Origin of the sequence: Streptomyces sp. AJS327 (assembly GCF_013450295.1) — a bacterium.
Classification (GTDB): Bacteria; Actinomycetota; Actinomycetes; order Streptomycetales; family Streptomycetaceae; genus Streptomyces.
Genome location: NZ_SKBR01000004.1, coordinates 235,864 through 248,979, shown reverse-complemented (window position 1 = coordinate 248,979; position 13,116 = coordinate 235,864). Strand labels below are relative to the sequence as shown.

The window sequence follows — 13,116 nt, the reverse complement described above, 5'->3', positions numbered from 1 at the left end:
CAATGACCCTGCAGCGTGCCACCGTGACGGGAACCGGCCTACACTTCAACGCCGCCGACGGCCTGTCCCGGGCCCTGCGGGACGGCTGCTTCCTGCTCGCCATGCCCGCCGGGTTCGATCCGGGCCCGGGCATCAGCCTGTGCCGCGAGTTCCACCGGGCACCCGACGAAGGGCCTACGGCCACTCGGGCGTACCGCGGTTTCAAGGACGTACCGGGCGTCTACTTCGACCGGGAGCACTTCCAGACCGAGCACGTGCTCATCGACGGCCCCGGGCGAGCCAAGCACTTCCCGCCTGAACTCCTCACCATGGCCGAGCAGATGAGTGTTCTGACGCTCCTTGTGCTGCGTGACGCAATGACCGAACTGGGCATCGCACCCGCGCTGTGGAGCGAGATCACCGGTGGCGCCGTCGACGGCCTCGGTACCCACTGGTTCGCGGCGAACCACTACCGGCCGGAGCGTGCCAAGCTGGGCTGCGCCCCGCACAAGGACACCGGATTCGTGACCGTGCTCTACAACGAGGAGCCCGGCCTGGAAGCGTCCGTCGACGGCGCCTGGGTGTCCGTCGACCCTGTGCCCGGCTACTTCGTGGTGAACTTCGGCGGCGCCTTCGAACTGCTCACCGCAGCCCTCGATCGCCCGGTGCGGGCCATTTTGCACCAGGTGCGGCAGTGCGCCCTGGTCCCGGGAGCAGCGGACCGTTTCTCCTTCGCGGCCTTCGCCAACCCGCCTGCCACAGGCGACCTCTACCAGGTACGCAAGGACGGCTCGGCGGTGCCCGTGCGCGGTTCCGAGGACTTCCTGCGCGAGTTCAACGAGCAGACCTGGTCCGACCGGCACGCCGACTTCGGCATCGCCAAAGCCGTCGGCGCGGGCGGAGGCGGTACGTCATGAGCATCTCGCCGGACCGCCTCAGCGCCCTGCGGCGGGGCGGGACCGTTGCCCTGCCGCAGGGCCCTGGCGCGCCCTTTCCTGGAATCGTCGCCCACCATGACGGACCCAGCCGGTTACGCGGCCACGCCCCGGCGTTCCACGAGGCGACCGTGGTACGCGGGGAGCCCGCCTCGCACTACTTCCGTGCCTCCGGCATCAGTGCCTGTGCCGAGGAGAACGGCGGTCTGTGCACGTTCTGGATGGGCAGAAAACTCGCCGTCTATCAGATCACCAACCAACCGCTCGTCGGCGATGACGTCCTCACGCCCTCTACCGACGCCAACCGCGAGCTGTTCGGCGACTTCATGGGCTCCTTGCCCCACGACCACCCGGACCGCCCTGGGAAGCGGGCCGTGGTCGAACGCTCCCTCGGTAACGCCAAGTTCGTCGAGCGCCTGGAACCCGCCGTCCGGCGGTACACGGCAGACCACCTCGGCCGCGCGGCCGGCCGGCCCGTACCGCTCGACGACTTCACACTGTCCCTGACGGCGTACGTAGACAGCATGATCCCCGGCGTCCTCGATCTCACCCAGCGGCCGCTGCCCGAGTACCTGGACTCCGCCGAGTACGGCCGCGTCGTGCGCGGCTTCTTCGACCTCGCCTCCGACGTCATCAGCAACGACAACCCGGCAGCGATGGGCGAGTTCGATGTCATCGTGCCGTTCGTGCGCGAGCTCCTGACGGACAACTTCGACGCCCTGGCCGACGCGCCCGAGTTCAACATGATCCGGCGTCACTTCACCTTGTGGGAACTACCCTTCACCCGGAGGTCCGTGGCAACGCTTGACGCCACGCGGATCAAGGAACTGGGCACGGTCATCGTCGCCACGTACGACACGACGGCGCTCAGTTTGATGTGGGCGATCGGCTATGTGGAGGCCACGCCCCGGGTCAAGGACGCCGTCGTGGCGGAGGCCCGGCGCGGCATAGGGCCGGCGGCCGGGACGGGGTGCCCGTACGCGGACCCGCCTCCGCAAGCGGGCGCCACCCCGTCCGTGATCGACCTCGCGGTCCTGGAGGCCGTACGCCTCGGCGGCAGCAATCCCAGTGCCCTGTGGCGCCGTACGACCGAGCCGTTCACCCTGCGCCACAGGGGCCATTCGGTGACCGTTCCACCAGGCACCATGATGTGGCTGGACCGCCTTCAGGCCAACTGCGACCCCGCCGTCTTCCCCGAGCCGCGCCGCTTCGCCCCAGCCAACATCAAGGCCATCGTCCGCTCCGACCGGGAGACGGTCTCCTCGCTGCTCTCCCGCGGCCGCTACGAGATCAACTCGTTCAGCATGATCAACGCCGACCGGAACCCCCGCAAGTGCCCGGGCCGGCTCTTCTCGGTGCGGATGCAGTCCGTGGTCCTCGCAGAGCTGTACGGCCACTACGCGGTCGCCACGCATGGCACCGACCTCCAGCTGAAGCACCACGCGGCCATGCCGCGCCCGGCACGGCCGGGAAGCATCACGTTCCTGCCCGAACCCGGCATGCCGCGCGACACCGCAACTCCGAGGGAGCCGACCCCATGACCACCACCAACTCCCGCACCACCCGGGCCCGCTTCCACCCCACCACCACCCGGGCCCCGGTCCGCCTGCCGCCCATGCCCGGCGAGCGGCAGGCTCAGGCCACCTACCCGCCGGTGGACCTCGAACGCTCCTGGTTCGACGGGGACGAGCTGCTCTTCGAGCGCGAGGGAGGCTTCGACCGCGCCCTGGCCAAGGGGTTCTTCCTGCTACGCATACCCGACGGCCTCGACACCAGCCACGGGGACCGGTTCGCCACGCACTTCCACGAGGACCCGGCCGGTGACGACCTGGACCCCTACCGGGGCTACCGCCACGCCGACGTCCCCGGCACCTACCAGGGATACTTCGATCGCGAGCACGACCAATGGGAGAACTTCTACATTGAGAGGGCGAACTGGGCGCTGCTGCCGCACGAGGTCACCGAACTCGGCCACCGGATGACCGGCCTCGGCGTTGCCGTCCTGCGCGCGGTGCTGCGGCACGTGGAGGTACCGCCGGACCTGTGGAACGAGGTGTCCGGTGGCCTTTCCGACAACGGTGGCCACCAGATGCTCGCCTTCAACCACTTCCGTTCGCAGAAGGAGACCCGCGGCTGCAAGTTCCACCGTGACTCCGGGTGGGTGACCGTGCTCCGCTCCTTCGAACCAGGCCTCCTCGCGCTCATCGACGGAGAGCTGGGCGCCGTCAACCCCGAGCCGGGCCACTTCATCGTGAACTTCGGCAGCTCACTCGAAGTACTCACCGCCGCCCTGCCACGGCCCGTCCGCGCGAACGTGCATGGCGTGGTCTCCACCGAGCGCTCAGCGGGCCGGGCCGACCGCATCTCGTACGTGACGTTCCTGGACTCCGCCCTTGACGGCACCGTCTACCGGCTCGACAACGGCACGGCGTACCCCGTGCAGTCGGTCGCAGACTTCGCCGCTCAGGAGGTGAGCCGGACCTATGACAACGACGGCGCGCTGTAACCGGGGCACGAGCACGGCACCGGTGGAAACCGACCAGGACGGGAGTCGCACCATGACGGACACTGCGCAGGCACAGCAGGCGCCGCGGGAAGATCAGGAGGAGTCTCACCTCATCCTCCCCGCAGCCGAGGTCGATGCGGGCGCCCTGCGGTTCGCCACCGCAGACGACACCGAACAGGCGCTTTGCATCGGCGCGTTCAACGTGGCCGTCCCTGGGGGCCTCGACGTGCGCGCCGGACTCAACTTCTGCCGCACCTTCTACAAGCCGGGGACCGGTGATCCGGCCGACCGCCACCGAGGCCACCGCGAACACGGCCACCCAGCCTCCAAACTGGGCTACGAGGACCGGCCTGACCAGGTCGAGCAGCTCCAACTGGAGAGCTTCCTGTGGCAGGAGTACCTGCCGGACGAGGTCACCGCGGTGCTGCGGCGCATGCGGCAGCTGACCCTGGACGTCCTCTACGGCGTGTTCGACGCGGCAGGGGTGCCCGAGGCCGAACGCGACCTCATCACCGGTGGCGCCCGGCAGGACACGGGCCTGTGCTACACGACGGTCAACCACTACCGTGCGGGCCTGAGCGACCGCGCCGGGATCGTCGAGCACTCCGACAGCGGGTTCATCACCACGATCTGCACCGACCAACCCGGCTACGAGATCCTCCACGAAGGCCGCTGGCTGCCGGTGCGCGAGCGCCCCGGCCACTTCACCGTCAACCTCGGCGACGCCTTCCGGGTCCTGACCAGGAAGCTGCCCAGGCCCGTGACCGCCGTCTACCACCGTGTGCCAGAGCTGCGCCCGGACGCGGGCGTCCCGGACCGCTCCTCGTTCACGGTCTACATGGGGCCCCGCTACGACATGCCGCTCCACCAGTACGACACCGAGGGGAGACTGCGTGAATACCAGAGTTTCCGCGACTTCTCGGTGGAGAAGGCGGGCAAGCTCGGCTACGACTTCCACTCCCGCGTATGAGCACGGCGGCGGGACACCCGCGCACCATCGCGCTGCAGGGCTGGCAGCTGGCCGAACTGCGTGACGGTGAGCTGCACTTCACCGTCGAGGACGGACTCCGGCGAGCACTGAAGGACGGCTTCTTCTACGTGCAGCAGCCCGCCGACACGGACCTGTCGGCGGGGGACCTCTTCGCCCGTTCCTTCTACCTCCCGGCCGAGGCCCCGGTGAACCCCGCTGCGGAGCAACCGGACCCGTACCGGGGCTTTCGCCGCTGGACGGCCGAGCAACTCGGCCGCCACCAGGGATACTTCTGCCGTGATGCCGACCAGACCGAACAGTTCTTCCTGGAGAGCGCCTGGTGGGATCAGGTCTATCCGCCCGCGCTCGCCCGGCAGGCCGAGCGCATGCGTGACTTCGCGCTCGACGTTCAGCGCGCAGTGCTCGCCCGCCTCGACCTGCCGCGCGAACTCTGGGACAAGGCCACCGGACACAGCCTGTCCCCGCACGGCACACACACCCTGACCTTCAACCACTTCCGCCCGGAAGTAGCCGCGCGCGGACTGAACATCCACAAGGACTCCGGCTGGGTGACGGTTCTGCGCTCCACCGAGCGCGGACTTGAGGTAGACCGGGACGGCGAGTGGCACCCCATCGACCCGGTCCCCGGTACCTTCATCGTGAACTTCGGCTGCGCGATGGAGATCCTGACCCGGCTGACCGCCACACCGGTGGCCGCCGTGGCCCACCGAGTGGTGCGCCAGCCGCCGAGCGGCGGGGCCAAGCCTGACCGCTTCTCGTACGCGCTCTTCGTCGACAGCAGTCTCGACGAAAGCGTCTGTGCCGGCCTGTTCGCCTACGAACCGGGCAGCGGCCTTCACCTCCAGTCGGGGTTCGGGAACTTCCTAAACGACATCCTCGATAACACCTACCGGGAGGACACAAGCGGTCTGTACTGAGACAGCGCCGCCCGGCGGACGGCAGGCCATGGACCCGTCGGTGAACAAGTAGCAGCTTTCCAGTCGTACCACCGCAGCTCAGAGCTGTACCAGCGCGTCACTTGTTCACCGACGGGCCCGAGAAACCTCAAGTAGCCAGAGTTGCCGTAGGACACTGCCGGAGAGATCCAAAGCACTCACCCCAGCCGGACACCGAATGCCCCGATGAACCCAGTCGTCGCAGGGCAGTTGGCAGACGGCGGTACACACTGCCTTCAAATTGGTCGTCTCACCGAACCTAGTCGCCCTGTTCCGTTCGTGTTCCTCCCACCTGGGCTGAGTCGTGAAGACGGTTGGCTCAGCCTCGCCCACGAACTCTGTCTGACGACTCCGCCGCGTGACGCGGCAGGTCAGCCCTGCCGGGCGGCTCGGCGGCCGGGCAGGTCATGTCGGCGGCCCAGGTAGCTGATCATTCCGAGCGAGAAACCAGTCTCCTCGGCGAGATCGCGGCAGGTGCGTCCGGCGGCCCGTTGATCGCGGAGCCAGTCGAGATCGATCTGCCGCCAGCGGGTCGCTTTGCCCTCGCGGCTCATGCCGTACTCGCGGACCAAGACCTTGATGGCCTCCTCGTTCACGTCGACGTGCTTCGCGATCCACTTGAGCGGGCGGTACTCCTCGATCGAGCAGGTCTGGCTCGAACAGCCAGTCGCGGCGGTAGCGCGCGAGGAACCGGACGTTGGCCAGCTCGGCGTCCGGCGGCTCGCTCCACACCTCGTAGCGCCAGCCGCGGGACGCGACCGCCTCGCGGGTCCAGGTGAAGGTGAATGCGTGCTCCGGCCTGGCGGCCCGGTGGCGCGGCTTGACGTCGACGACCAGCGGGCCCGTGGTGGTGGCCATCAGGTAGTCCGGGATGTGCCGGCGCAGCGCGCCGTCCACATCGGCCCGCAGCAAGAAGGGCTGGGCCACGATCGCCGTCACGTCCCGGTCGGAGTCGGCGTACAGCAGCCGCGCGAGCTCCAGCCGCGACTCGTAGATCACGTGATCCGACTGCGTACTCGACCAGTACGAACCCGAGTAGTGCTTCTGCCCCATGTACCAGCGGAAGATCCGCCACGGCTCCGCCGCGTACAGCATCTCCAGCGGCACCGACTCCCAGCCGAGGCCGTCACGCACCTCGTCCTCGGCGAGCCGTAGACACACCTCGACATCCACCATCCGCCCCCAGTGCCCGTATAACTGACCTTGATCCGCAGGACAGTTACACGGGCACTGGAGTAAGAACGACCACACGCACTTTCGATCACTCAAAAGGGCGATCATTCCGAGCTGGACATCTCAGGATCGCGTCATAAGTGCTACTCAGAGGTCATCGCTCGCGAGAACATGACGCGGATTCTGAGTACCTACACTTCGTCGCGGCGGCCGTGTTGTGTTCCCGCCTGGAGCTGGCACCGAAGGTGGCGAAGGTGCGCACGGGGTTCGTCGCTGATCTTCGTGAAGGGTGGGCTGTCTTCATCGACGCCCTGTTCGGCGAGGCCGGGAAGCACGTCATCGACTTCGACCTGATCGAGTCCCAGTTCCGGCACCTGATGCGGGTCGCCGTCTCCGTACGGGAAGGCGCTCTCTCGTCGGCCACGCTGCTCAAGCGGCTGCGGGCCGGGTCCCGGAAGAACGCCACCTACACCACGTTCCGAGAGGTCGGCCACGTCATCCGCACCGTCCAGCTCCCGCGCTGCCTCTCGGACGCCCCGCTGCGCCGGCGGGTGACGGCGGCAACGAACAAGGTCGAGGGGTTCAACGGCTTCTCCCAGTGGCTCGGGTTCGGCAACCAAGGGGTCATCGCCGACGATGACCCGGTCGAGCAGGAGAAGGCGATGAAGTTCAACGCGCTGCTCACGAACGCGGTGATCTTCCACAACGCCCTGGACGTCGCCGAGACCGTCCGGCAGCTCCTGGCGGAGGACTGGGAGATCGAGCCGGAGGACCTGGCACGGATCCGCCCTACCTGACCGCCCACTTGAACCGGTTCGGCGAATACTCCACCCACGTAATCGGTATCCAGCCGGATGCGTACGAGACGAAGCTGGACGTGACCTTCACCGCGCTGCGCGAGCCGGAAGCGGCTGCCAGCGGCTTCGAGCGGGCTGCCTGACGCCAACGGGGCTGGCTCGGCATCATGGCGCACATGGACGAGCCGGAACTCTCCGGGAACGAGGTAAACGACCTCCTGAACGGCGACGAGCGGGACGCCGGATGGCAGGACGAGGAAGCGTACGAGTGGAGCCGGTGACCAGCGCCCGGGCCGTGGGTGTGCAGCTTCTGGCCGATGGGCGAGAAGCTGCGGCCGGGTGCCGGACGGAGCCGTCACGCTCCCACTCGGCACCCGGAGCGTAGGTCTAGCGGGTCAGCCGCAGGTGCCATCCGGCCGGGCCGGGCCCCTCCTGCTGTACGAGTGCGGGCGTGTAGGTCTCGGGGGCCGGGCGTCCGGCTTCTTCCCATGCGGTCAGCCAGTCGCGCAGGACCGTGAGGGAGGGGGATTCGGGGTGGTCGGCGTGGATCATGCCGTCCTGTTGGATGGCGGCGGCTGTGGTGGGGGTGGAGTGCCCGATGGCCCACAGATCGGGGGTGAGTCCGGCCATGGTGAGCTGTGGGTCGGCGAGGGATGCGGCGAAGGTTCGCCACGACGGCCAGTTCACTTCGGCCCCGTACGGTTCGGTGTGGGCGTCTTTGAGGAGGCGGTCCAGGGCGGTACGGGCGCCGGTGTGGAGGTGGTCGTCGCTCTCGCGCCAGGCCAGAGAGATCCAGGCGGGGGCGGGGAAGCGGTTCTCCCAGTCCACCCACCGACCGGGCAGGTCGAGATTGCCCTTCGGGGAGGTGGTGGCCTCGATGTAGCCGCCGTTGAACACGGCCTCGACCACCGGTACGCCGCCGCTCACCCGGACCTTGACCACCACGGTCATGTTGGGCACCGGCGCGATCGGCAGCGGCGCGACGATCACGCCGCCCTCGGCGGCCTGGTCGATCCACGCCTTCGGGAGGAAGGGCGGGGTGCACCAGGCCACCATACGGTCGTACGGGGCGCGTTCGGGGAAGCCGACGGTGCCATCGGTGATGTGGCAGCGCACGTTGTCCAGTCCGCGTTCGTGGTGGATGAGGTTGGCCCACCGTGAGAGGTAGGCGTCGATATCGAGGCTGGTGACCGTGCCGGTGGGGCCGACGAGGTGGGCGAGCAGGGCGCCGGAGTATCCGGAACCGGTGCCGATCTCGGCGACGTTCATGCCTTGGCGGACGTCGAGGGTGGTCAGCTCGCGGTGGATCACGGCGGGGTTGGAGCGGTGCGGGGTGGCGCCGCGGCCTTCGTGGTGGGTGTAGTGGCGCTCGGGAACGGTCTCGGCGGTGTCGGCGACGGTGGTCACGCTCACTCCTTCGGGGCAAGGGGGCACTTGTATGCGACAACTGCGCCGGGCGAGTGAAGGACACGCTCTCGGCGGCCCGGCGACGGGTCAGATGGTGAGGGCGGTGTGGTGGTGCCACCCGGCCGCGGTGTACTCGCCGACCGGCCCGGAACCAGGTAGTTCGGCCCAGGCGTGGTATTCGACCGGCGGCGGGGCGAAGCGAGCCCCCAGGCACCAGTTGAGGCGTCGGCCGAGCAGGGCGGCGGCGAGCATGGCACCCAGCGAGGTCTCCAGGCAGGCCGCGCGTCCGGGCCACCACCGTGCGGTGTGCCGCACCGCGCCGACCAGCGCCTGTGCCTGCGCCTCGTCCAGCTCGCGCCGGCCGACGCGGCGGGCGAGGCGAGCGGCGCGGACGGTGTGCCGGAAGGGCAGTCGGAGGAGTACCAGGGCGATGGCGAACCCGGCGGTGGCGGCCAGGCGTTCGCCCATGGTTCCGGTGCGGGTGGTGGTGTACGCCTCGATACTGCTCATCGCCGCCACCCCCAACGTGGCCTACGCCGGGAGGGCTGGGCTTCGGCTCGCGTGGCGAGGCCCTGGGCGGTGAGCACGTCCGCGACGGCACCAACGTCGTCGGCGGCACGGGAGCGGGGGATGCCGTAGCGCTCGGCGAAGCGGTCCGCGGCCTGCTGTTGGCTCGTGCTGGAGAGCAGGAGGAGTACGGCGGCGGTTGCGGTAGGGGTCAGATGTATCCACCGTCCTGTGTGTTCGTCCAGGAGAGCGCCGCCTTCGTCGGTGAGGGCGGGGTGAGTGCGTTCATGCAGCCGCCACATCGCCGCTCACCTCCTCCCACCAGGCGGGTCCGGTCTCCCGTTGGCGCATCCACATCTCGGCGGCCACCGCCTGGTGCAGGGCGCCGGCCGCCACGGGCTGTCCGGCTGCTGCCCGCGCGAGCTGGGCGGCGACCGGCTGGGGGGTGATCAGGCCAAGGGCGGCCAGCCGCGAGGACGTCCCGAGCAGCTCCCGCAGCACCCGGGCGTGGGTGCGCAGTCCTTCGTAGGAGAGGGCGTTGAACCCGCCCTTCGTTACGCGCTCCAGCACGAAGCCGGGCAGCACGTCGGAGGCGGTGAATGCCTCGGTGAGCAGGGGCTTGTAGCCGCCCGGTGCCCCGCGCTGGTCGGCAGGCACGGCCAGGCAGGCGCGGATGACTTCGTTGTCCAGGTAGGGGGCGGCCAGTTCGATGCCGTAGCCGTCCAGTGCCATCTCGCGCCAGCCGGCGACGTCGGCGCCGAGCCGGGCCAGATCCTGGCGCCCGGCCCAGTCCGCCAGCCGCGCGGGCGCCTGGTCCAGCGCAGCGGCGGCCCGTTCGGCGGCGTCGGCGAGCAGGCTGCGGGCGTCCGGGGCCATCCAGTCCGCCGTGGCCAGCAGCGGACTCCAGGCCAGGGGCCGCTGTGCCTGCGGTACCCACTCCCGCACGGGCCCACGCAACCCGGCGGCTACCGCCTGCCAGTCCCCGGCCAGGTCCCGGCACGCGGCCGGCCGCGTCCGGGCGAGCAGAGTGAACAGGGAGGTGTTCCGCAGCCGGGCGTGGGCCGTCGCGTGCCGCCAGGCCCGGCGGTGCTGCCGCTCACGCAGCAGATCCGCGAGATACGAGGAAGAGGCCGAGAGCACCCCGTCCCCAGCCGCCCCGGTCAAGTGCACCCCGGGCCCGGCGGTACAGGCGGCGACGGTCTCCAGCACGGCCTGCTTGATGCGAGCGGTGACGGTGTAGGCGTGGGGCGCGTCGGTCAGCGGCAGACGGCCGGGCTCGTCGAGCCCGGCGTAGTACACGGCCTCGGATGCACCGGGCACCGGATGGTGGTCGAGGCCCGGCACGGCGGCGGCGGTACGACGGGCGTAGTCCAGGTCGTCGTCGCGCAGCCGCTCATCGGCGAACGTCACCGCACACACCGGGGCCCGTTGGGCGGCCACGCAGGCCAGCGTGGTCGAGTCCAGCCCTGCCAGATCCGCGCTGACGGGCCGCCCGTCGAGCCGGGCGGCGACCGCTTCACTCAGCGCGGCACGCACGGTCGGCGCGGCCTGCCGCAGCCCGACGGGCGGATACGCGACAGGCTCGTACCGCTCCACACGGGCACCGTGGGAGCCCAACAGCAGGAGGTGCCCGCCCGGGACGCGCCGGATACCGCGGAAAAGGCTCCGGCCGGCGAGGACGTCGGGCTGGCCGAAGGCCAGATGCGCGGCGAGCGCGGCCGTGTCGACCGGCGCCCCGTCCAGCTCCGCCAGGGCCGACGCCGCCGACGACCACCACGTTCCGCCGCCGTCCGTGCGGTAGTAGACCGGGAACTGGCCGGCCAGGTCCCCGATCACCGCCACCTGCCCACCGCTGCGGGCGATCACCAAGTACGAGCCCGGCCACCGGGTCAACACCCGCCACCCGCACGCCCGCACCACCGGCAGCGCCTCCCAGATCTGCCGCTCATCGGCGCCGCATTCGCCCACCACCGCCAGCGCCACCAGACCCTGGCTCACCGCGCGAACCCGCTCGGCCGGCCACCCGCATGTCCACACGTTCTCCAGGCCCGGTACCGCCCGGCCCCCTGCGGGCCGCCGCGGCAGCCCGACATCCCCATACCAACCCGCGCCCCACCTCATCATCGGTTCACCCCTCCGTCGTCTCGGTGATGTACGGCAAGACGAAGGCGCCGGGCCCGCCCCGCCCCCGTGCCCCAGCACGAGAACGCGGTGGCCCGGCGCCTCCTGATGCCGGGGCCGACCGTGGCGCTCACCGTCCGACCGGCCCCGGCCGCCATGAGAGGAGGCTCAGGCGTTCTTGTACTGGGTGTCGTCCGCGCTGTCGAAGTTCTGGGTGCCCAGCGTCACCTCGCCGACCTCACCAGCCTCCAGCACGACGGGCGCCTCGTAGACGGGGGTGTGTTCCATGACGAACTCCCTTCACCGTGCCCGGCTTCTCATCCGCCGGGCTGTATCTCGCAGTCAACGCCCGGACACGGGCGGTGGGGAGCTGCCACAATGTGGGCCAGCGGTAGGCCAGTTGTGAACCAGGACCGTGGATCGGCCGGACATGACTCTTGCGGAGCGCATCCGTACTGCACGCACAGCCCGGCGCCCCAGGTGCAGCCAGCAGCGACTCGCTGATGAGCTGTCGGTCGCCCGCTGGGGCCGGCCAGGACTGGTGGACCGCCAGCAGGTCTACCGGTGGGAGACCGGACGGCGCGTGCCCGTCGAGTGGCTCCCCTTCCTCGAACAGATCCTTCACCTTGACCCGGTCGGGAAGAATGACGCCCAGGTGACCGCCGACACCGTGACCGACGTGATGCTTCTGGGAGGCAGCGACGTGGACCGACGGCAGTTCTTCACCGCGTCCGGCGCCGTGGGCCTGGCCGCCCTCCACCTGCCCGACGCCGAAGCCGTCACCCGCCGCGCCAACCGCTCCGGCCCCGTCGCCGTCGGCATGGGCGAAGTGACCGCCGTCCGCACGATGACCACCACGCTCGGCGACGCCGCCGCCGAACTCGGCGGCGGCCACGCCCGGCACCTCGCTGTGCGCTACCTGACCCAGGACGTCCAACGGTGGCTGAACGGCCGCTACACCGAGAAGACCGGCGGGGAACTGTTCGCCGCCACCAGCGAGCTGGTCCACCTCATCGGCTGGATGGCCCGCGACGAGGGCAACCAGGGCCTGAGCCAGAAGTACAACGTCCACAGCTTCCGACTCGCCGCCGAGGCCGGCGAGAACGAACTCGCCGCGACCGCTCTGCGCGGCCTCGCGGACCAGGCCGTTGACCTCGGCCACCTCCCCGCGGCCGTACGCCTCGCCGAGGCGTGCGAGCAGCGTGGCCGGAAGCTCGACAACGCCAAGGCCCTCGCCTACTACCGCAACACCTTCGCCCGCGCAGCCGCTGCTGACGGCGACCGGGCCACCGCCGCGAGGATGCTGACCTTCGCCCAGGCCGCGATCGAGAACGCCCCGGCGCCGCCCGGCCAGTCATGGGCGAGCCACTACAGCCACGGCCGGTGGGCCCACGAATCCGGCATGATCCACGCCACGCTCGGCGACCTCGCCGCCGCCGAAGAACACCTCCACCTCGCCCTCGACATCCACGGCCTCGACCGCAAACGCACCCGCGCGATCGTCCTCGCCGACCTCGGCCACGTCCAGCTCAAACGCGGCAATACCACCCAGGCCCTGGCCACCTGGGGTGACTTCCTCGACTGCGCGGACGGCGTGCGGTCCGTACGGATCGAGGACGCCTACGGCAACATCACCGCCCGGCTCCCCGCGATCCCCGACACCGCCGCAGCCCAGCAACTCGCCGAACAGCTCGCCGCCCGTACGGCTTGACCCCATACCGGGTCTCGCCGCGCCACGAGCCCGCCCGCCCCGCCTGTCGTCATA

14 protein-coding genes are annotated in these 13,116 nt (G+C 70.0%); 8 read left to right on the top strand and 6 right to left on the bottom strand.

Translation table 11 applies throughout. From position 1 onward, the window contains the following. Window positions 1-2 precede the first annotated feature (2 nt). From E0L36_RS22975 to E0L36_RS22955, 5 genes are read left to right on the top strand one after another with little or no spacing between them, the layout of a single operon-like run. A complete protein-coding gene (locus E0L36_RS22975) occupies window positions 3-896 on the top strand; it encodes a 2OG-Fe(II) oxygenase family protein (protein WP_180931195.1) in 894 nt (297 codons plus the stop codon). Further along, complete coding sequence (locus tag E0L36_RS22970) at window positions 893-2,455, top strand: cytochrome P450 (RefSeq protein ID WP_180931194.1); 1,563 nt, start codon at window positions 893-895, stop codon at window positions 2,453-2,455. The genes E0L36_RS22975 and E0L36_RS22970 overlap by 4 nt, the downstream gene beginning before the upstream one ends. Further along, window positions 2,452-3,420, top strand: coding sequence for a 2OG-Fe(II) oxygenase family protein (locus E0L36_RS22965; protein WP_219636996.1), 969 nt, complete (start codon window positions 2,452-2,454; stop codon window positions 3,418-3,420). The genes E0L36_RS22970 and E0L36_RS22965 overlap by 4 nt, the downstream gene beginning before the upstream one ends. A gap of 52 nt (window positions 3,421-3,472) precedes the next feature. After that, the gene (locus E0L36_RS22960; RefSeq protein ID WP_180931193.1) at window positions 3,473-4,390 is read left to right on the top strand and encodes a 2OG-Fe(II) oxygenase family protein; all 918 of its coding nucleotides are present in this window, start codon (window positions 3,473-3,475) and stop codon (window positions 4,388-4,390) included. After that, window positions 4,387-5,328 carry an isopenicillin N synthase family oxygenase gene (locus tag E0L36_RS22955; RefSeq protein ID WP_180931192.1) on the top strand — a complete coding sequence of 314 codons (942 nt, stop codon included), beginning with the start codon at window positions 4,387-4,389 and terminating at the stop codon, window positions 5,326-5,328. The genes E0L36_RS22960 and E0L36_RS22955 overlap by 4 nt, the downstream gene beginning before the upstream one ends. A gap of 423 nt (window positions 5,329-5,751) precedes the next feature. Here the strand turns inward: E0L36_RS22955 and E0L36_RS22950 are convergent, their stop codons facing one another. Then, the gene (locus tag E0L36_RS22950) at window positions 5,752-6,522 is read right to left on the bottom strand and encodes a TnsA-like heteromeric transposase endonuclease subunit (RefSeq protein ID WP_258016517.1); all 771 of its coding nucleotides are present in this window, start codon (window positions 6,520-6,522) and stop codon (window positions 5,752-5,754) included. Between the two features lie 209 nt (window positions 6,523-6,731). Between E0L36_RS22950 and E0L36_RS22945 the strand changes: the two genes are divergently transcribed. Then, on the top strand, window positions 6,732-7,316 hold the full coding sequence (locus E0L36_RS22945; protein ID WP_180931191.1) for a Tn3 family transposase: 585 nt from the start codon (window positions 6,732-6,734) through the stop codon (window positions 7,314-7,316). 8 nt (window positions 7,317-7,324) lie between these two features. Continuing rightward, window positions 7,325-7,459: a hypothetical protein gene (locus E0L36_RS27990; RefSeq protein WP_258016516.1), complete on the top strand. Its 135-nt coding sequence runs from the start codon at window positions 7,325-7,327 to the stop codon at window positions 7,457-7,459. Between the two features lie 244 nt (window positions 7,460-7,703). Here the strand turns inward: E0L36_RS27990 and E0L36_RS22940 are convergent, their stop codons facing one another. The 5 genes from E0L36_RS22940 to E0L36_RS22920 all read right to left on the bottom strand — a co-directional run bounded on the left by E0L36_RS22940 (window position 7,704) and on the right by E0L36_RS22920 (window position 11,639). Then, window positions 7,704-8,723 (bottom strand): protein-L-isoaspartate O-methyltransferase, encoded by a 1,020-nt coding sequence (locus E0L36_RS22940; RefSeq protein WP_180931190.1) that lies wholly within the window; start codon window positions 8,721-8,723, stop codon window positions 7,704-7,706. A gap of 87 nt (window positions 8,724-8,810) precedes the next feature. Further along, window positions 8,811-9,233, bottom strand: a complete 423-nt coding sequence (locus E0L36_RS22935; RefSeq protein WP_258016515.1) for a lasso peptide biosynthesis B2 protein — start codon at window positions 9,231-9,233, stop codon at window positions 8,811-8,813. After that, complete coding sequence (locus E0L36_RS22930; RefSeq protein ID WP_180931189.1) at window positions 9,230-9,532, bottom strand: PqqD family peptide modification chaperone; 303 nt, start codon at window positions 9,530-9,532, stop codon at window positions 9,230-9,232. The genes E0L36_RS22935 and E0L36_RS22930 overlap by 4 nt, the downstream gene beginning before the upstream one ends. Then, window positions 9,516-11,351 carry an albusnodin/ikarugamycin family macrolactam cyclase gene (locus E0L36_RS22925; RefSeq protein WP_258016569.1) on the bottom strand — a complete coding sequence of 612 codons (1,836 nt, stop codon included), beginning with the start codon at window positions 11,349-11,351 and terminating at the stop codon, window positions 9,516-9,518. The genes E0L36_RS22930 and E0L36_RS22925 overlap by 17 nt, the downstream gene beginning before the upstream one ends. 168 nt (window positions 11,352-11,519) lie before the next feature. Further along, the gene (locus tag E0L36_RS22920) at window positions 11,520-11,639 is read right to left on the bottom strand and encodes a lasso RiPP family leader peptide-containing protein (protein ID WP_180931187.1); all 120 of its coding nucleotides are present in this window, start codon (window positions 11,637-11,639) and stop codon (window positions 11,520-11,522) included. 415 nt (window positions 11,640-12,054) lie between these two features. Between E0L36_RS22920 and E0L36_RS22915 the strand changes: the two genes are divergently transcribed. Beyond that, entirely contained in the window at window positions 12,055-13,062 is a 1,008-nt protein-coding gene (locus tag E0L36_RS22915) for a tetratricopeptide repeat protein (protein WP_308416936.1), read from the top strand. The last annotated feature ends 54 nt before the right edge of the window (window positions 13,063-13,116 follow it).

What these genes read in the sequence shown, in the direction of transcription:
- E0L36_RS22975 (WP_180931195.1), top strand. Translation starts at nt 3, where the DNA reads ATGACCCTGCAGCGTGCCACCGTGACGGGAACCGGCCTACACTTCAAC.
- E0L36_RS22970 (WP_180931194.1), top strand. Translation starts at nt 893, where the DNA reads ATGAGCATCTCGCCGGACCGCCTCAGCGCCCTGCGGCGGGGCGGGACC.
- E0L36_RS22965 (WP_219636996.1), top strand. Translation starts at nt 2,452, where the DNA reads ATGACCACCACCAACTCCCGCACCACCCGGGCCCGCTTCCACCCCACC.
- E0L36_RS22960 (WP_180931193.1), top strand. Translation starts at nt 3,473, where the DNA reads ATGACGGACACTGCGCAGGCACAGCAGGCGCCGCGGGAAGATCAGGAG.
- E0L36_RS22955 (WP_180931192.1), top strand. Translation starts at nt 4,387, where the DNA reads ATGAGCACGGCGGCGGGACACCCGCGCACCATCGCGCTGCAGGGCTGG.
- E0L36_RS22950 (WP_258016517.1), bottom strand. Translation starts at nt 6,522, where the DNA reads ATGGTGGATGTCGAGGTGTGTCTACGGCTCGCCGAGGACGAGGTGCGT.
- E0L36_RS22935 (WP_258016515.1), bottom strand. Translation starts at nt 9,233, where the DNA reads ATGAGCAGTATCGAGGCGTACACCACCACCCGCACCGGAACCATGGGC.
- E0L36_RS22930 (WP_180931189.1), bottom strand. Translation starts at nt 9,532, where the DNA reads ATGTGGCGGCTGCATGAACGCACTCACCCCGCCCTCACCGACGAAGGC.
- E0L36_RS22925 (WP_258016569.1), bottom strand. Translation starts at nt 11,351, where the DNA reads ATGAGGTGGGGCGCGGGTTGGTATGGGGATGTCGGGCTGCCGCGGCGG.
- E0L36_RS22920 (WP_180931187.1), bottom strand. Translation starts at nt 11,639, where the DNA reads ATGGAACACACCCCCGTCTACGAGGCGCCCGTCGTGCTGGAGGCTGGT.